Origin of the sequence: Mycobacterium sp. M26 (assembly GCF_001494595.1) — a bacterium.
Taxonomy (GTDB): Bacteria; Actinomycetota; Actinomycetes; order Mycobacteriales; family Mycobacteriaceae; genus Mycobacterium.
In genome coordinates this window covers 1,889,547-1,906,348 of record NZ_LN929907.1, presented here as the reverse complement: position 1 = coordinate 1,906,348, position 16,802 = coordinate 1,889,547, and the positions used below count along the sequence as shown (strand labels likewise).

At 67.7% G+C, this 16,802-nt stretch carries 19 protein-coding genes; 14 read left to right on the top strand and 5 right to left on the bottom strand.

Going from position 1 to position 16,802, the window contains the following annotated elements:
- Positions 1 to 83: 83 nt before the first annotated feature.
- The 7 genes from BN3385_RS09035 (at position 84) to BN3385_RS09005 (ending at position 7,640) form a co-directional block, all read left to right on the top strand.
- Entirely contained in the window at positions 84 to 1,712 is a 1,629-nt protein-coding gene (locus BN3385_RS09035) for an acyl-CoA carboxylase subunit beta (protein ID WP_059016191.1), read from the top strand.
- 193 nt (positions 1,713 to 1,905) lie between these two features.
- Positions 1,906 to 2,181 carry an acyl-CoA carboxylase subunit epsilon gene (locus BN3385_RS09030; protein ID WP_059016190.1) on the top strand — a complete coding sequence of 92 codons (276 nt, stop codon included), beginning with the start codon at positions 1,906 to 1,908 and terminating at the stop codon, positions 2,179 to 2,181.
- Positions 2,182 to 2,184: 3 nt separating this feature from the next.
- Positions 2,185 to 2,826: a Maf family protein gene (locus BN3385_RS09025; protein ID WP_059016189.1), complete on the top strand. Its 642-nt coding sequence runs from the start codon at positions 2,185 to 2,187 to the stop codon at positions 2,824 to 2,826.
- Positions 2,827 to 2,845: 19 nt separating this feature from the next.
- Positions 2,846 to 3,730 carry a sulfurtransferase gene (locus BN3385_RS09020; RefSeq protein WP_059016188.1) on the top strand — a complete coding sequence of 295 codons (885 nt, stop codon included), beginning with the start codon at positions 2,846 to 2,848 and terminating at the stop codon, positions 3,728 to 3,730.
- The gene (locus tag BN3385_RS09015) at positions 3,727 to 4,146 is read left to right on the top strand and encodes a SufE family protein (RefSeq protein ID WP_059016187.1); all 420 of its coding nucleotides are present in this window, start codon (positions 3,727 to 3,729) and stop codon (positions 4,144 to 4,146) included. The genes BN3385_RS09020 and BN3385_RS09015 overlap by 4 nt, the downstream gene beginning before the upstream one ends.
- A 114-nt stretch (positions 4,147 to 4,260) precedes the next feature.
- Positions 4,261 to 6,048, top strand: coding sequence for an acetyl/propionyl/methylcrotonyl-CoA carboxylase subunit alpha (locus BN3385_RS09010; protein ID WP_059016186.1), 1,788 nt, complete (start codon positions 4,261 to 4,263; stop codon positions 6,046 to 6,048).
- Between the two features lie 104 nt (positions 6,049 to 6,152).
- The gene (locus tag BN3385_RS09005) at positions 6,153 to 7,640 is read left to right on the top strand and encodes a sugar transferase (RefSeq protein WP_231748670.1); all 1,488 of its coding nucleotides are present in this window, start codon (positions 6,153 to 6,155) and stop codon (positions 7,638 to 7,640) included.
- 9 nt (positions 7,641 to 7,649) lie between these two features.
- Here BN3385_RS09005 and BN3385_RS09000 read toward each other — a convergent pair whose 3' ends face one another.
- Positions 7,650 to 8,372, bottom strand: a complete 723-nt coding sequence (locus BN3385_RS09000; protein ID WP_059016185.1) for an SDR family oxidoreductase — start codon at positions 8,370 to 8,372, stop codon at positions 7,650 to 7,652.
- A gap of 17 nt (positions 8,373 to 8,389) precedes the next feature.
- On the opposite strand from BN3385_RS09000, the gene BN3385_RS08995 reads away from it, so the two are divergent.
- Together BN3385_RS08995 and BN3385_RS08990 are read left to right on the top strand one after the other, a co-directional pair.
- Positions 8,390 to 8,734, top strand: a complete 345-nt coding sequence (locus BN3385_RS08995) for a DUF1707 SHOCT-like domain-containing protein (protein WP_231748669.1) — start codon at positions 8,390 to 8,392, stop codon at positions 8,732 to 8,734.
- A gap of 1 nt (position 8,735) precedes the next feature.
- A complete protein-coding gene (locus BN3385_RS08990) occupies positions 8,736 to 9,056 on the top strand; it encodes a hypothetical protein (RefSeq protein ID WP_059016184.1) in 321 nt (106 codons plus the stop codon).
- On the opposite strand, the gene BN3385_RS08985 is transcribed toward BN3385_RS08990, so the two are convergent.
- Positions 9,053 to 9,601: a nucleotidyltransferase family protein gene (locus tag BN3385_RS08985; protein WP_059016183.1), complete on the bottom strand. Its 549-nt coding sequence runs from the start codon at positions 9,599 to 9,601 to the stop codon at positions 9,053 to 9,055. The two genes, BN3385_RS08990 and BN3385_RS08985, sit on opposite strands and share 4 nt — an antisense overlap.
- Before the next feature lie 34 nt (positions 9,602 to 9,635).
- Here BN3385_RS08985 and BN3385_RS08980 point away from each other — a divergent pair, with 34 nt between their 5' ends.
- The 5 genes from BN3385_RS08980 (at position 9,636) to BN3385_RS08960 (ending at position 14,184) form a co-directional block, all read left to right on the top strand.
- Positions 9,636 to 11,537, top strand: coding sequence for a solute carrier family 23 protein (locus BN3385_RS08980; RefSeq protein ID WP_059016182.1), 1,902 nt, complete (start codon positions 9,636 to 9,638; stop codon positions 11,535 to 11,537).
- Complete coding sequence (uraD, locus tag BN3385_RS08975) at positions 11,534 to 12,043, top strand: 2-oxo-4-hydroxy-4-carboxy-5-ureidoimidazoline decarboxylase (RefSeq protein ID WP_082690343.1); 510 nt, start codon at positions 11,534 to 11,536, stop codon at positions 12,041 to 12,043. Before BN3385_RS08980 ends, uraD begins: the two co-directional genes overlap by 4 nt.
- A gap of 4 nt (positions 12,044 to 12,047) precedes the next feature.
- A complete protein-coding gene (gene uraH, locus BN3385_RS08970) occupies positions 12,048 to 12,353 on the top strand; it encodes a hydroxyisourate hydrolase (protein ID WP_059016181.1) in 306 nt (101 codons plus the stop codon).
- Positions 12,354 to 12,357: 4 nt separating this feature from the next.
- The gene (gene hpxO / locus BN3385_RS08965) at positions 12,358 to 13,524 is read left to right on the top strand and encodes an FAD-dependent urate hydroxylase HpxO (protein WP_059016180.1); all 1,167 of its coding nucleotides are present in this window, start codon (positions 12,358 to 12,360) and stop codon (positions 13,522 to 13,524) included.
- A 180-nt stretch (positions 13,525 to 13,704) separates the two neighbouring features.
- The gene (locus BN3385_RS08960; protein ID WP_231748668.1) at positions 13,705 to 14,184 is read left to right on the top strand and encodes an STAS domain-containing protein; all 480 of its coding nucleotides are present in this window, start codon (positions 13,705 to 13,707) and stop codon (positions 14,182 to 14,184) included.
- On the opposite strand, the gene BN3385_RS08955 is transcribed toward BN3385_RS08960, so the two are convergent.
- The 3 genes from BN3385_RS08955 to BN3385_RS08945 all read right to left on the bottom strand — a co-directional run bounded on the left by BN3385_RS08955 (position 14,155) and on the right by BN3385_RS08945 (position 16,783).
- Complete coding sequence (locus BN3385_RS08955; protein ID WP_059016178.1) at positions 14,155 to 14,880, bottom strand: RNA polymerase sigma factor SigF; 726 nt, start codon at positions 14,878 to 14,880, stop codon at positions 14,155 to 14,157. The two genes, BN3385_RS08960 and BN3385_RS08955, sit on opposite strands and share 30 nt — an antisense overlap.
- Before the next feature lie 62 nt (positions 14,881 to 14,942).
- A complete protein-coding gene (locus tag BN3385_RS08950; protein WP_059016177.1) occupies positions 14,943 to 15,380 on the bottom strand; it encodes an ATP-binding protein in 438 nt (145 codons plus the stop codon).
- A 188-nt stretch (positions 15,381 to 15,568) separates the two neighbouring features.
- Positions 15,569 to 16,783: a glycosyltransferase gene (locus BN3385_RS08945; RefSeq protein WP_059016176.1), complete on the bottom strand. Its 1,215-nt coding sequence runs from the start codon at positions 16,781 to 16,783 to the stop codon at positions 15,569 to 15,571.
- Positions 16,784 to 16,802: the final 19 nt, after the last annotated feature.

Sequence of the window (16,802 nt, the reverse complement as noted above, 5' to 3'; positions counted from 1 at the left end):
TCTCCTACGGCACAGCAGGTCAGATGGCAAGACAACACAGGGCCCTTAGCGCCTCCTTAAGGTTGCCGATACCATCGTCACCCATGACGAGCGTTAAGGAACCGGCGGCCGAGCACACGATCGACATTCACACGACAGCCGGCAAGCTGGCTGATCTCCGTAAGCGCGCCGAAGAGGCGCTGCATCCGGTGGGTGAGGCCGCCGTGGAGAAGGTCCACGCGAAGGGCAAGCTGACCGCCCGCGAGCGCATTCTCGCGCTGCTCGACGAGGGCTCGTTCGTCGAACTCGACGCGCTGGCCAAGCATCGCTCCACCAACTTCGGCCTGGAGAGCAACCGCCCGCTCGGCGACGGTGTGGTGACCGGCTACGGCACCATCGACAACCGCGAGGTCTGCATCTTCAGCCAGGACGCCACCGTGTTCGGCGGCAGCCTCGGCGAGGTCTACGGCGAGAAGATCGTCAAGGTGCAGGAGCTGGCCATCAAGACCGGCCGCCCGCTGATCGGCATCAACGACGGTGCCGGTGCCCGCATCCAGGAGGGTGTGGTCTCCCTCGGCCTCTACAGCCGGATCTTCCGCAACAACATCCTGGCTTCCGGCGTGATCCCGCAGATCTCGCTGATCATGGGTGCCGCGGCCGGTGGTCACGTCTACTCCCCCGCGCTGACCGACTTCGTCATCATGGTCGACCAGACCAGCCAGATGTTCATCACCGGACCCGACGTCATCAAGACCGTCACCGGTGAGGACGTGACCATGGAGGAGCTGGGCGGCGCCCATACCCATATGGCCAAGTCCGGCACCGTGCACTACGTCGCCTCCGGCGAGCAGGACGCCCTGGACTACGTCCGGGACCTGCTGAGCTACCTGCCGCCCAACAACTACGCCGACCCGCCGCGCTACCCGGCGCCGCCGCACCCGGGTGCCATCGAGGAGAACCTGACCGACGAGGACCTCGAGCTCGACACGCTGATCCCGGATTCGCCGAACCAGCCGTACGACATGCACGAGGTCATCACCCGCATCCTCGACGACGACGAGTTCCTCGAGGTCCAGGCCGGCTACGCGCAGAACATCATCGTCGGCTTCGGACGGATCGACGGCCGCGCCGTGGGCATCGTGGCCAACCAGCCCACCCAGTTCGCCGGCTGCCTGGACATCAACGCCTCGGAGAAGGCCGCCCGCTTCGTGCGGACCTGCGACTGCTTCAACATCCCGATCGTGATGCTGGTCGACGTGCCCGGCTTCCTGCCCGGCACCGAGCAGGAATACAACGGCATCATCCGGCGCGGCGCCAAGCTGCTCTACGCCTACGGCGAGGCCACCGTCGCCAAGATCACCGTGATCACCCGCAAGGCCTACGGCGGCGCGTACTGCGTCATGGGCTCCAAGGACATGGGCTGCGACGTCAACGTCGCGTGGCCAACCGCCCAGATCGCCGTGATGGGTGCCTCGGGTGCGGTCGGGTTCGTCTACCGCTCGCAGCTCAAGGACGCCGCCGCCAAGGGTGAGGATGTCGATGCCCTGCGGCTGGAACTGCAGCAGGACTACGAGGACACCCTGGTCAACCCGTACGTCGCCGCCGAGCGCGGCTACGTCGACGCGGTGATCCCGCCGTCGCACACCCGCGGCTACATCTCGACCGCGCTGCGTCTGCTGGAGCGCAAGATCGCCCAGGTGCCGCCGAAGAAGCACGGCAACATCCCGCTGTGAGTCGAACGAGCGCAGCGAGTGAGCGAACGATCCAGGCCGCTGTGAGTCGAGCGAGCGCAGCGAGTGAGCGAACAATCCGGCCCACCGTGAGTCGAGCGAGCGCAGCGAGTGAGCGAACAATCCGGCCCACTGTGAGTCGAGCGAGCGCAGCGAGTGAGCGAACGATCCGGCCTCTGACGAAAGGGTCCGCGCTGTGAAGCACGAGGACATCATCGAGTTCAGCGATCCGCGCGACATGACGCTGGACAATCCGGAGCCGGGGGTACCCGAGATCCGCATCGACCGGGGCAACCCGACCGACGAGGAGATCGCCGCGCTGGTGACGGTGCTGGCCGGCGCCAGCGGCGGACGGCCCGACCCCGGCCCGCAGGAGATCAACCTGTGGGGCCACCCGGTCGACAAGCTGCGCTACACGGTGACCAGCTGGCAGCGGGTCACGCTGCTGGCGCGCACCCACATGCGTCGCTGAGGTATGACCAGAGTCGTTCTCGGTTCGGCCTCCTCCGGTCGGCTGCGGGTGCTGCGGCACGCCGGAATCGACCCGCTGGTGGTGGTGTCCGGGGTCGACGAGGACGCCATCGTCGACCGGCTCGGCCCCGGGGCCGATCCGGGTGACGTGGTCAACGCGCTGGCCCGGGCGAAAGCCGAGGCCGTCCGCGAGGTTCTCGACGACGGCGTCGCCGCCGATTGCGTTGTGATCGGCTGTGATTCGATGCTCTACGTCGACGGCCGACTGCGCGGCAAGCCCGGAACACCGGAAAACGCTGCGCAGCAATGGAATTCGATGGCGGGCCGGGACGGGCACCTCTACACGGGGCATTGCGTGATCCGGGTGCTGGACGGCGTCACCACCCGGACCGAAACCCGGGCTGCGGTCACCACCGTGCGGTTCTCCACCCCCAACGCCACCGATCTGGCCGCCTACATCGCCACTGGCGAACCGCTGAACGTTGCCGGGGCATTCACCCTCGACGGCCTGGGCGGCTGGTTTCTGGACGGTGTGGACGGCGATCCGTCCAATGTGGTGGGCCTCGGCCTGGCGCTGACCCACGAGTTGTTCAGCACCGTCGGGCTGTCCATCGGCGAACTGTGGGCCGCCAATCCGGTGGGCTGATCGACGGTAGGCTCGTCTGGTGCCGCTTCCTGCAGATCCCAGCCCCTCCCTCAAGGACTACGCCCACCCTGAGCGCCTGGTCACCGCCGACTGGTTGTCGGCGCACCTGGGCACCAAGGGCCTGGCCATCGTGGAGTCCGACGAAGACGTATTGCTCTACGACATCGGCCACATCCCGGGTGCGGTCAAGATCGACTGGCACACCGACCTCAACGATCCGAATGTGCGCGACTACATCGACGGCGAGCAGTTCGCCGAGCTGATGAACCGCAAAGGCATCGCCCGCGACGACACCGTGGTGATCTACGGCGACAAGAGCAACTGGTGGGCCGCCTACGCACTGTGGGTGTTCACCCTGTTCGGCCATCAGGACGTCCGACTGCTCAACGGCGGGCGGGATCTGTGGATCTCCGACGGCCGTGACACCACGCTGGACGTGCCGAGCCGGACCACCACCGGCTATCCCGTCGTCGAGCGCAACGACGCCGCCATCCGGGCCTACAAGGACGATGTGCTGGCCTCACTGGGGCATTCGACGCTGATCGACGTCCGCTCCCCGCAGGAGTACACCGGCGAGCGTACCCACATGCCCGACTACCCGGAGGAGGGCGCGCTGCGCGGCGGCCACATCCCGACCGCGGTGTCGGTGCCGTGGGCCAAGGCCGCCGACGACAGCGGGCGCTTCCGCACCCGCGGCGCGCTCGAGGACGTGTACTCCTTCGTCAAGCCGGGCGACGACATCATCGCCTACTGCCGTATCGGCGAGCGCTCCAGCCACACCTGGTTCGTGCTGACCTACCTGCTGGGCATCCCGGGCGTGCGCAATTACGACGGCTCGTGGACCGAGTGGGGCAACACCGTGCGGGTTCCCATTGTCAGTGGTGAGGCACCGGGGTCCGTATGACCATGCCGGCGGCCCTGGCCGAGGTGGTCTCCGACTTCGCCGAGGTGCAGGGCCAGGACAAGCTTACGCTGCTGCTGGAGTTCGCCAATGAGCTACCGCCGCTGCCCGCCGACCTCGAAGAGGCGGCCATGGAGCCGGTGCCGGAGTGCCAGTCGCCGCTGTTCCTGCATGTCGACGCCACCGACGCCGAGCATGTGCGGCTGTTTTTCAGCGCACCGGCCGAAGCGCCGACGACACGCGGGTTCGCCTCGATCCTGGCCACCGGCCTGGACGGGCAATCGGCCGCGGACATCCTCGCGGTGCCCGATGATTTCTACTCCGAACTGGGCCTGGCAGCGCTGATCAGTCCCCTGCGGCTGCGCGGAATGTCGGCCATGCTGACCCGGATCAAGCGGCGGCTACGCGACGCGGGCTGAACTTACTCATTAGTAGGGGTACCGGCTGGTCCCGGTCGATTAGGCGCCGCTTACACTGCCGTGCGAACCTATTTTTAAAGAACGTTCTTAGAGTCGGGAAACCCAGGAGGCGCAGTGCCAAATCAGACCATCTCGAAGGTCCTCGTCGCCAACCGTGGTGAGATCGCGGTCCGCGTGATCCGGGCGGCCAGAGATGCCGGTCTGGCCAGCGTCGCGGTCTACGCCGAACCCGACGCCGACGCCCCCCACGTCCGGCTCGCCGACGAGGCGTTCGCCCTGGGCGGGCAGACCTCGGCCGAGTCCTACCTCGACTTCGGCAAGATCCTCGACGCGGCCGCCAAGTCCGGTGCGAACGCCATCCACCCGGGCTACGGCTTCCTGTCGGAGAACGCCGACTTCGCCCAGGCCGTCCTCGACGCCGGGCTGATCTGGATCGGCCCGAGCCCGCAGTCCATCCGCGACCTCGGTGACAAGGTCACCGCCCGCCACATCGCGGCGCGCGCCCAGGCCCCGCTGGTGCCGGGTACCCCGGACCCGGTGAAGGACGCCGACGAGGTCGTGGCCTTCGCCCAGGAGTACGGCGTACCGGTGGCCATCAAGGCCGCGTTCGGCGGCGGTGGCCGTGGCATGAAGGTGGCCCGCAGCATCGAGGAGATCCCCGAGCTGTTCGAGTCGGCCACCCGCGAGGCCATCGCGGCGTTCGGCCGCGGCGAGTGCTTCGTCGAGCGCTACCTCGACAAGCCGCGCCACGTCGAGGCCCAGGTCATCGCCGACCAACACGGCAACGTCGTCGTCGCGGGCACCCGCGACTGCTCGCTGCAGCGCCGTTTCCAGAAGCTGGTCGAGGAGGCCCCGGCGCCGTTCCTGACCGACGCGCAGCGCAAGGAGATCCACGAGTCGGCCAAGCGGATCTGCAAGGAGGCCGGCTACTACGGCGCCGGCACCGTGGAGTACCTGGTCGGCCAGGACGGCCTGATCTCGTTCCTCGAGGTCAACACCCGCCTGCAGGTGGAGCACCCGGTCACCGAGGAGACCTCCGGCATCGACCTGGTCCGTGAGCAGTTCCGCATCGCCAACGGCGAGGCCCTGGCCATCACCGAGGACCCGACGCCGCGCGGCCACTCGATCGAGTTCCGGATCAACGGCGAGGACGCCGGCCGCGGCTTCCTGCCCGCCCCCGGCCCGGTCAACACGTTCAACCCGCCGACGGGCCCGGGCGTACGCCTGGACTCGGGTGTGGAGAGCGGTTCGGTGATCGGCGGCCAGTTCGACTCCATGCTGGCCAAGCTGATCGTCACCGGCGCCACCCGCCAGCAGGCACTCGAGCGCGCCCGTCGCGCCCTTGATGAGTTCACCGTCGAAGGCCTGGCCACCGTCATCCCGTTCCACCGCGCCGTGGTCAGCGACCCGGCCTTCATCGGTGACGAGAACGGCTTCACCGTGCACACCCGGTGGATCGAGACCGAGTGGAACAACACCATCGAGCCGTTCACCGGCGGCGGACCCGTCGACGAGGAAGAGGCCCAGCCGCGCCAGAAGGTGGTCGTCGAGGTCGGCGGCCGTCGCGTCGAGGTGTCGCTGCCCGGTGACCTCGCGCTGGGCAACGGTGGTGGCCCGGTCGAGTCCGGTGTGATCCGCAAGAAGCCGAAGCCCCGCAAGCGTGGCGCTCACGGTGGCGCCGCCGCCTCCGGTGACGCCGTCACCGCCCCGATGCAGGGCACCGTGGTGAAGGTGGCCGTCGAGGAGGGCCAGGAGGTCGCCACCGGTGACCTGGTCGTGGTGCTGGAAGCCATGAAGATGGAGAACCCGGTGACCGCGCACAAGGACGGTGTCATCACCGGACTGTCCGCCGAGGCCGGCGCCGCGATCACGCAGGGCACCGTGCTCTGCGAGATCAAGTAACACCGACATCTTCGGACGCGCCCACTCTTCACGAAGTAGGTGCGATCGCAAACAGATACGCTGCTCGTCGTTAGGTCGGGCGGCGAATCGAGCGAAGCATGTCAGTGGGGACCACCCCCTCCGATGAGTCATCGGTGCCTGCCGCGCTCAACGCGGCCGGCGGGGGTTCCCCGCGACGCTTCGCCGCGCTGATCCGTCAGGACCCGCTCAGCACGACGGTGACCGTCGGCATCGACGTCCTGGCCGCCGGAGTCGCCCTGCTGCTGGTGTTGTGGTGGACGACTGCTGCGCACGGCGAACACGCGCCCGCGTGGATGGTCCTGCTCTTCGTCCCGACGGTGATCACCGTGATGGCCGCGCGAGGCATCTACCGCCGCCGGCTCAACCGGCGCTTCATCCACGAGATCGGCCCGGTGATCGCCTCGGTCGCGCTGGCGTCGATGGTGCTGCTCAGCGCCGGCATTCTGGTGGCCGACCGGCACGATCATCCCGAGCACCTGGTGGCCAAGATCTGGATGTGTGCCACCGGCGCCATCCTGCTCGGCCGCCTCATCCGGGCCACCGTCCAACGCCGCCTCCGGCATCAGGGGCATCTGCTCTCGCCCACCCTGATCGTCGGCAACGGGATCGTCGCGCACCAGATCATCGAAAGACTCAGCGCGTCACCGGAATACGGCCTGCGGCCGATCGGCCTTCTGGACACCGACTCACCCTGGCATCCCCTGCACGGCGAATCGGCGCCGCCCGGTGTTCCCCGGATCGGCTCGCCGGACACCATCGAGGATGCCGTACTGCAGACCGGCGCCGAGGCGATCGTCATCGCCTTCTCCCGGACCCAGGACGAGTTGTTGGCCCGGGTGGTCCAGCTGGCGCATCGCACCGGCGCCCGGGTCTGGGTGGTCCCACGGATGTTCGACGTGATCGGCGAGCGCTCGACGATCGAGCACCTGGGCGGTCTGCCGCTGTTCTCGATGCCGCGCACCAATCCCCACGGCTGGCAGTTCACCGTCAAGCACGCACTCGATCGCCTGTGCGGCGCACTGGGTTTGCTCGTCATCTCACCGGTGTTCCTGAGCCTGGTGGCACTGGTGCGGCTCAGTTCACCCGGGCCCATCCTCTTCCGCCAGCCGCGGGTCGGTCGCGACGGCCGGGTCTTCGACTGCCTGAAGTTCCGCACGATGCGGGTACCCAGCGCGGCCGACGCCGCCTTCGAACTCCGCAGCGGTGCCGCGCCCGGCGGCGTGGAGGGCGTCGACCGGCGGACCACGATCGGCAAGGTGCTGCGGGCGACGTCGCTGGACGAACTGCCGCAGTTGATCAACGTGTTCAAATGCGAGATGAGCCTCGTCGGTCCGCGACCCGAGCGTCCTGAGTTCGTCGAGGTCTTCGAGGCCCAGATCCGGCGGTACGGCGAACGGCACCGCGTCAAGGCCGGGATGACCGGCTGGGCTCAGGTGCACGGCCTGCGCGGGCAGACCTCGATCGCCGACCGGGCCGAATGGGACAACTTCTACATCGAGAACTGGTCGCTGGCCCTGGACGCGAAGATCCTGGCGCTCACCGTGCTGGCGGTGCTGCGCCGCAGCGAATGACCGCGCGGCTCAGCCGAACCGCACCGACCCCAGCACTGCCCCGGGACCGGTCACCAGACTGTCGTCATCCACCCGCGCGCCGAAGTAGGTGACCGCGGGATCGACCACGACGTCGCGCTGTTGGCCGCTGCGGGCCAGCACGGTGCGCGCGAGCTCGGCGAAGGTGATGGCCTCCGGTCCGCCGATCTCGACCACACCGGCCGGCGACCCGACCGCGGCGCGGGCCACGTGCGCGGCGACCTCCGCGGCCGCCATGGGCTGGATCCGGGCCTGCGGCACCCGCACCACGTCGCCGTCGGTCATGCTCGCGACGATGGCGTCGGCGAATTCGATGAACTGGGTGGCCCGCACGATTGTGTACGGCACGCCGGAGGACTCGATGAGCGTCTCCTGGGCGACCTTGGCCCGCATGTAGCCGCTGTCCGGCAGCCGGGTGTCGCCAACGATCGTCAGCGCCACATAGTGTCCGACGCCCGCGGTCCTGGCGGCCTCGACGAGCGTGCGGGTGGCGGTGGAGAAGAACTCCATCACCGGTTCATCCTCGAACGACGGCGAGTTGAGGACGTCGACGAGCACCTGGGCGCCGGCAACGGCGTCGGCCACGCCTTCCCCGGTGAGTACATCGACGCCGGTGTTGCGGGACGCGGCGACCACGTCGTGGCCTTCGGCTTTCAGGAACTCGGACACCGCGGTACCGATCTGACCGCTGGCACCGAACAGGGCAATCTTCATAGAGCATGATGTACCCCGTGGGCGAGGAATTGGAACGGGTGCGGATCGGCACGGCCGAACGGGAGGACGCGCTGCAACTGCTGAGCAAGCAGTTCTCCGAGGGGCGGCTGACACCGGAGGAGTTCTCCGAGCGCAGTGCGGCGGTCAGCGCCGCCATCACCCGCGCCGACCTGGAACCGATCTTCGCCGACCTGCCGGTCAAACCCGTCACCGACGTCGAGCACACCCGCGACTGGCGGGCCATCGCGATGGCGGTGATCCCGCTGATCGCGCTGGGGTTCACCATGCTGGTGCCGCACGGCTGGCTGGCCTGGCTGGCGCTGCCGGTGGTCGGCATGCTGCTCTACGGTCGGCGCCGCTGACGTGGAACCCGTCGAAATCAACGCCGGCACATGGTATTTGCGGGCACTGCGCGCCGATGAGCGCATCGACGACCGCCCTGCGCTGGCCGATCTCGGGGAGACGCGGGCCGACTACGTCGAGCAGAGCCTGGCCGCGTGGGCATCCGACACCGGCTATTCGTGGGCGGTGTGCGAGCCGACGACCGGCGAGTTACTCGCCGAGGTGACACTTGACCCGCGCAGTGGCGCACTGGCCAGCAGGGCGCGAGCCGGTCAGCAGGACGCCGCAGCGGTGGCCGCCGACGCGGTGGGCCGATTCGCCGCAGCTTTCGGTATCGGCTAGCCCGGTTCGTCGATGTCGACGCCGGTGGCCAGATCCGCGCAGTCGACGGCCACCACATCGGTGCGGGGCGCCAGGAACCGGCGGGCACCCCCGTCACCGTGCAGGGTCTCCAGCAAGGCGGGCCAATGCCGGCGCGCGATGACCACCGGGTGTCCCGGCCGGCCGGCGTAGCTCGCCCGGGCGATCCCGGAATCCGATTCGCGCGCCGCGGTCAGCACCCGGTGCACCACATCGGCCCCGATGTCGGGGGTGTCGACGGTGAGCACCACCGCGTGGTCGGCCTCTCCTGCCGCGGCCAGTCCCGCCCGCAGCGAGGACCCCATCCCCTGCTGCCAGTCCTCGGCCACGACCGCCCGCGCCGGCGGCGGCACGTCCACCACCGCGGCACCGAGGACCACGATCACCTCAGCGCAGCCGCCCCCGGTCAGCGCCGCCACCGCTGCGGCCAGCCACTGTCCCTGGGCGGCAAGCACTTTGGGCATGCCGTATCGAACACCGGCGCCGGCTGCCAGCAGAACACCGGCAGCCTGCCCACGCTTCGACATGCGAACATTGTCCTCCTGGTCGATCCTTGGGGGCATGTCCACCTCGGTCGTCACCACGAAAAAGCGCGTGCACCCGGTCGACGAGGTGCTGCCCATCCCCCAACTCGCGACGTACGGCTTCCAGCACGTGGTGGCGTTCTACGCCGGCGCGGTGCTGGTGCCGATCATCATCGCCGGTGCCGTCGGGCTGTCCCAGCAGGAGCTGGTCAAGCTCATCACGGCCGACTTGTTCACCTGCGGTATCGCCTCGATCCTGCAGGCCGTCGGGGTCTGGAAGATCGGCGTGCGGCTGCCGCTGCTGCAGGGTGTGACGTTCGCCGGTGTCTCCCCGATCATCGCGATCGGGCTGGCCAACGGTGGCGGGTCGGCGAGCATGCTCTACGTCTACGGCGCCGTGATCGTCGCCGGCATCTTCACGTTCCTGATCGCGCCGATCTTCATCAAGCTGCTGAAGTTCTTCCCCCCGGTGGTGACCGGGACGCTCATCACGATCATCGGGCTGTGTCTGGTGCCCGTAGGCGCCATGGACGCGGTGACCAATCCGCACACCCACGAGAAGGACCCGACCAACATCCGGTGGTTCCTCTACGCATTGGGCACCATCGTCGTCATCGTGGCGATCCAGCGGCTGTTCCGCGGCTTCCTCGCCACCATCGCGGTGCTGCTCGGCCTGGTGGTCGGCTGCGCCGTCGCCTACGCGCTGGGCGATATGAACTTCGACAAGGTCGGCGAGGCCGCCGCCATCGGATTCACCCAGCCGTTCCTCTTCGGCATGCCCAAGTTCGACTTCGTGGCCTGCCTGACCATGATCATCGTGCTGCTGATCACCGCGGTGGAGTCCACCGGCAGCACCATCGCCACCGGGGAGATCGTCGGAAAGCGGGTCACGGCTTCCGATATCGGCAACGTGCTGCGCGCCGACGGCGTGGCGACCACAATCGGCGGCATCTTCAACTCGTTCCCGTACACCGCCTTCTCCGAGAACGTCGGCCTGGTCCGGCTGACCGGGGTCAAGAGCCGGTGGGTGGTGGCCGCCGCGGGCGTGATCATGATCCTGCTCGGCTTCCTGCCGAAGGTGGCCGCCATCGTCGCCTCGATCCCCAACCCGGTGCTCGGCGGCGCCGCACTCACCCTGTTCGCGACCGTCGCCGTCGTCGGTATCCAGACCCTGGGCAAGGTGGACTTCACCGACCACCGCAACCTCATCATCGTCACCACCAGCCTGGCGCTGGCGCTGTGGGTGACGACGTATCCCGATATCGCCAAGGGCATGCCGGCCGGCATCGACCTGATCTTCGGCAGCGGTATCAGCATCGGCGCGGTCAGCGCGATCCTGCTCAACATCGTGTTCTTCCACACCGGCAGCCGGGGCCCGCGGGTGGCGGGTGACGGCACCATCACCCTCGACGAGGTCAACGCCATGACCGAGGAACGATTCACCGAGGTGTTCGGCCATGTGGTGCAAGACGTTCCGTGGGCGGTGCGGCGGGCCTTCGAGCAGCGGCCGTTCGCCGACACCCAGCAGCTGCGGGAGGCGTTTCAGGATGCGCTGCTGACCGGTTCGACCGAACAGCAGCTGGAACTGATCAACGCCTTCCCCGACCTCGGTGCCGAAGACGAGACCGGGCATGTGCTGGCCGTCGACCACATCGCGCTGAGCAGCCTGGGCGAGGAGGACCACAACGACCTGGTCGACCTGGCCGCCGCCTACCGGGAGCACTTCGGCTTCCCGCTGGTGATCTGCGCCCGCGAGACCAAACCCTTCGAGAACGTGCTGCGCAACGGCTGGTCGCGGATGGACAACTCGGCCAGCGCGGAGAAGGCGTTCGCGCTCATCGAGATCGCCAAGATCGCCAACTACCGGTTCAGCGAACTGGTCGCCGACGCCAACCCGATCGCGGCGGCCCGGTTCAACCGGCTCAACGAGCTGACGTGAGAGCGCTGGGTCTCGACGGCTTCAACGGGCTGTCCGACCGCCAGCGCATGCACGCGCTGTTCGAGGTGTGTTCGTCGCCGATCTGGGCCAGACGGGTGCTGGCCGGGGGTCCGTTCCCCGACATCGAGGCGGTACTGGACCGGGCCGACCGGGTGCTGGCCGAACTCCCCGATGCCGAACTCGATGCCGCACTCGACGGCCACCCCCGCATCGGCGACCGGCCCGACAACCCGTCCTCGCAACGCGAGCAGGCCGGGGTCGCCGACGCCGACGCCGCCGTGAAAGCCGAACTGGCCGAGAAGAATCGGCAATACGAGGACACGTTCGGCTACGTGTATCTGGTGTGTGCCAGCGGCCGCACCGCCGAGGAGCTGCTGGCGATCCTCACCGACCGGCTGGGTAATGACCCGGAGACCGAACGGCGGGTGATGCGCAACGAGTTGGCCAAGATCAACCGGCTTCGGCTGCAACGGCTGCTGAGCGGGCCACCGGTGGGGCAGGCTTGAGGTCATGGCACAGCTGAGCACTCACGTCCTGGACGCCACCACGGGCAAGCCCGCCGCCGGGATCACCGTCTCCCTCGACGGGACCACGGCGACCACGGACGCCGACGGCCGGATCTCCGGCCTCGGCGGCGATGTGCCCGCCGGTATACACCGGTTGCACTTCGACACCGGGGCGTACTTCGCCGCCCAGGGTGTGCCGACCTTCTACCCGGAGGTGGTCATCACCTTCGACATCACCGATGCGGCGGGCAAATACCATGTGCCGCTGCTGTTGTCGCCCTATTCCTATTCGACGTACCGAGGGAGTTGAGCGTGTGAAGGTCGTGATCATCGGCGCGGGGATGGGCGGTATGAGCGCGGCGATCGCGCTGCGTCAGATCGGGATCGACACCGAGGTCTACGAGCGGGTCACCGAGAACAAGCCGGTGGGGGCGGCGATCTCGGTGTGGTCCAACGGGGTGAAGTGCCTGAACTATCTGGGCCTGGAGCAGCAGACCGCGGAACTCGGCGGCATCGTCGAGGAGATGAGCTACGTCGACGCGTTCACCGGCGAGACGATGTGCCTGTTTGCGATGCAACCGCTGATCGATGAGGTCGGCCAGCGGCCCTACCCCATCGCCCGCGCCGAACTGCAGCTGATGCTGATGCAGGCCTACGGGATCGACGACATCCACTTCGGCATGAAGATGGTCGACGTGCGTGGCGGCGAAGATGCCGCGACAGCCACCTTCGCCGACGGGACGACGGTGTCGGCCGATGTCATCATCGGTGCCGACGGCGCCAGTTCGATCACCCGCGAGTACGTTCTGGGCCACCCGGTGACACGCCGCTATGCCGGCTACGTGAACTACAACGGGCTGGTCGAGGTCGACGAACGGATCGGGCCGCCGACCCGGTGGACCACCTATGTCGGTGCGGGCAAACGTGTTTCGGTGATGCCGGTGGCCGGCAACCGGTTCTACTTCTTCTTCGACGTGCTCGAAGCGCAGGGTGTCGACTACGACCGGGCATCGGCTCGGGACGTGCTGCGCGAGCATTTCGCCGGCTGGGCACCCGGCGTGCAAGTCCTCATCGACACGCTCGATCCGCTGACCACCAACCGGGTCGAGATTTTGGACCTCGACCCCTTCCACACCTGGGTCAAGGGTCGGGTGGCCGTCCTCGGCGATGCCGCGCACAACACCACACCCGACATCGGGCAGGGCGGGTGCTCGGCTATGGAGGACGCCATCGCGCTGCAGTGGGCGTTGCGTGATCACCCCGACGACGTGCACGCCGCGTTGGCCGCCTACCAGCGCTCACGCACCGAACGAGCCGCTGACCTGGTGTTACGGGCCCGCAAGCGGTGCGACCTGATGCACGCCAAGGATCCGGACATCACCGCGCAGTGGTATCGGGAGCTGCGAAATGAGGACGGCAGCAACGTCATTCGCGGCATCGTCGGCAACATCATGGGTGGCCCGCTGACACCCCTGCCGTAGGCGTTGACCGGGGGGTCAAATTCCGAAGCTCGCCGGGGGCGGGAATTGTCGCTTCGGCTGTCTTTCGTCGGGTAACCGGAGTAGGGTTGGCCACAGGTTGAGTTAACAGCCGCCCGGAAACAACGTCATTGACGTGTGGGAAGGCACCAACTCCCTACACCCACGGGTAACCACCTTGACGTGATCCACAGTACGAATCCTTCGACTGATGGAGTCACCATGTCTGTACTAGGAACAGATCGTCCGCAGCGTTCGGCTACGCAGCAGTCCGTTGATTGCCACACCGCCCGCTTCACCACCCAATGGCCTGACACGGCCGTCGGGATCATCACCGTCCAGGGTGAGCTTGATGCATCCAACGCAGCCGAGTTCGCCACCTATGTCGACCAGTCCACCACTGACGGCGTGCGACTGGTCCTCGACCTGAGCACGCTGGAATTCTTTGGCACAGCTGGCTTTTCGGCGCTACACACGATCAATGTGCGCTGTGCGCACTCCGGCGCCCGCTGGGCGCTGGTATCCGGGGAGGCAGTCGCCAGGCTGCTGCGGGTCTGCGACAGGGACAATGTCCTGCCGGTCGCCGACACCGTTCCCGAAGCGATCACGCTGCTCGATGACGAGCCGCGCCGGCTACTGCAGCTCGTCACGGAGCCGAGCTAGCGATTTAGCCAGCAACCGCGACACGTGCATCTGGGAGATCCCGACCCGCTCCGCGATCTGGGTCTGGGTCAGCGATTCGAAGAATCGCAGCAGTAGCACAGTTCGCTCGCGTTCCGGAAGCGCTGCGAGTAGCGGCCGCAGCGCTTCCCGGTTCTCGATCTGGTCGAGGCTGGTATCCACGTCACCCAGGGTGTCGACAATCGCCGGGGCGTCCTCATCGCTGCCGCTGCCACCGCTGTCGATCGACAGGGTGTTGTAGGAACTACCCGCGACCAGGCCTTCGACCACCTCTTGGCGATCCATGCCGAGTTCCTCGGCCAGCTCGCTGGCGGTGGGGGCCCGGCCCAGTCGCTGGGAGAGCTCGGAGGTGGCCGCACCCAGGCGCAGATGCAGTTCCTTCAGCCGGCGCGGAACCTTCACTGACCAACTGTTGTCGCGGAAGTGGCGACGAACTTCGCCCATGATCGTCGGCACCGCGAAGGACACGAAGTCCGAACCGGTTTCGACGTCGAAGCGGATGACGGCGTTGACCAGGCCCACCCGGGCCACCTGCACGAGGTCGTCGCGCGGCTCACCGCGGCCGTCGAAGCGGCGGGCGATGTGATCGGCCAGCGGCAGGCACCGCTGCACGATCCGGTCCCGATGCCGCTGGAACTCCGGGGAATCCGGGGGCAGCGTCGCCAATTCCCGGAACATGTCCGGGACATCGGCGTATTCGGAGTTCGTCCGTGACGACGAACTATTGGCCGATCGGGGACTCACCGTACGGAGCCTGCCCGCCTCGTAGTCAAAGTGATGCCGAAGACCTGCCCGTCGCTACTGGGCTCGTGACCGTTGTGGAATGTCTGCACATCGTCGGTCAGTGAGCTCAGCACGTGCCAGCTGAAGCTGCCAGGGGTGACCACGTCGTAGGTGTCACATTCGGTGGAGGCCTCGACCACGACGACGTCATCACGCGGATCGACCACGACGATCAGCGTGGCGTCGGGAGTGGCCGACCGGATCAGCCGGGTGCAGGCCTCGTCGACAGCCAGCCGCAGATCGGCGACGGCATCGAAATCCAGGTCTTCGAAGGTTCCGACCGCACCGATCAATGTCCGAAGCACGGCGAGGTTCTCCACCCGCGCGGCGATCCTGAATTCGACAGCGCTGGCGCCTCGTTGCTGCGCGCTGCCTCGGCTCTCGCCATCCGTCATCTGGCCTCCCGGCACGGTCGCCCCGACACTACTCCAGTCCAGGGTTGGGCTATCCATGATCGTGTGGCGATCCGCTAGGCCGGGTACTCGGTGCGAGTGTCGTCATCATGGTGGGGCTTTGATACCCGCCGTCACCAGCACGTCAAACCTGGTGAGGCCACATTGTTACGCAGGACACCATGGACGGGTCAGCCCGCGGGGAGCTGTGCGTCACCGGTGCCGGCACCCACCACGCGGTCGTATACCCGCAGTGTGTCGGTGGCGATGCGATCCCAGGAGTAGCGGGCGCACACCCGATCACGGCCGGCCAGACCGAAGCTGCGGCGCAAAAAGCCGTCGCGCAGCAACATCGTCACGGCTTCGGCGAGCTCGCGTGGCCTGCCCGGACTGACGAGCTGTCCGGTCACGTCATGCACGATCGTGTCGCGCATTCCGCCCACCGCCGACGCGACCACCGGGACACCGCACGCCATCGCCTCCAGGGGCACCATCCCGCAGGGTTCGTACCGGGGCGTGCACGTGACGACGTCGGCCGAGCGCAACAGCGCCGGCATGTCCCGGTGTGCGACGGCGCCGGTGAAGCTCACTCGGTCGGCGACACCCAACCGGCCCGCCAACGCCCGCAGCCGCACCACCTCGTCATCGGAGTCCAGTCGATCCGCCGGGGGGCCACCAGCAATGACGTACTCGGCGTCCGGGATCAACGGCAGAGCCGCGATCATGGTGTCAAAACCCTTGCGCGGAGCCAGCTTTCCGACGGTAAGAATCCGATGGCCGGTCGACGGACGCTCGGCCACCAGGCCTTCGGTGCTGAACGCCTCGGGATCGACACCGCACGGGACCACCGAGATCTGCGATCGCGAGCGGCCCAGGTGGATGAGGCGGAACACCTCGTCGGTGCAGGTGGCGGTCACCCAGGTGGATTGCTTTGCGACCAGGGGCTCCAGCTTGCGCCGCGGCTGCGCCGGGACATCGCCTGTGGAGGCGGGGCCGTCGACTGAGCCGAGGGTGTAGAACGTCTGCACGGTGGGCACATCGCGGCTCCTGGCTGCCAACAACGACGCCAGCCCCGACATCCAGAAGTGGGCGTGCGCTACATGCGGGCGGCTGTGGGCCCACTGGGTGTCGAGGTAGCGGGCAAAGTCACTCATGTACTCGAAGGTCGAGTCGGTGGCCAGTGGACGGGGAGGTCCGGCCGGCACCTGCGCCACGGTGTAGCCGTGGGCGGTACGGACGCGGTCCGGCCGCGCCGGGTCCTCACGGCGGGTGTAGACAGTGATCTCGTGGCCACGCCGGGCAAGCGCGGCCGACAATTCTGCGACCCGGACGCTCTGACCGCTGACATCGAATCCCTCCGCGGCCGCCAGCGGACTGGCGTGGGCGGAGATCATCGCGATCCTCACTGCGTTTCCTCCTCCATCT

What these genes read in the sequence shown, in the direction of transcription:
- BN3385_RS08950 (WP_059016177.1), bottom strand. Translation starts at nt 15,380, where the DNA reads ATGACGGATGGCGAGAGCCGAGGCAGCGCGCAGCAACGAGGCGCCAGC.
- BN3385_RS09015 (WP_059016187.1), top strand. Translation starts at nt 3,727, where the DNA reads ATGACCATGCCGGCGGCCCTGGCCGAGGTGGTCTCCGACTTCGCCGAG.
- BN3385_RS09000 (WP_059016185.1), bottom strand. Translation starts at nt 8,372, where the DNA reads ATGAAGATTGCCCTGTTCGGTGCCAGCGGTCAGATCGGTACCGCGGTG.
- BN3385_RS09025 (WP_059016189.1), top strand. Translation starts at nt 2,185, where the DNA reads ATGACCAGAGTCGTTCTCGGTTCGGCCTCCTCCGGTCGGCTGCGGGTG.
- BN3385_RS08980 (WP_059016182.1), top strand. Translation starts at nt 9,636, where the DNA reads ATGTCCACCTCGGTCGTCACCACGAAAAAGCGCGTGCACCCGGTCGAC.
- BN3385_RS08985 (WP_059016183.1), bottom strand. Translation starts at nt 9,601, where the DNA reads ATGTCGAAGCGTGGGCAGGCTGCCGGTGTTCTGCTGGCAGCCGGCGCC.
- BN3385_RS09035 (WP_059016191.1), top strand. Translation starts at nt 84, where the DNA reads ATGACGAGCGTTAAGGAACCGGCGGCCGAGCACACGATCGACATTCAC.
- BN3385_RS08955 (WP_059016178.1), bottom strand. Translation starts at nt 14,880, where the DNA reads ATGTTCCGGGAATTGGCGACGCTGCCCCCGGATTCCCCGGAGTTCCAG.
- uraH (WP_059016181.1), top strand. Translation starts at nt 12,048, where the DNA reads ATGGCACAGCTGAGCACTCACGTCCTGGACGCCACCACGGGCAAGCCC.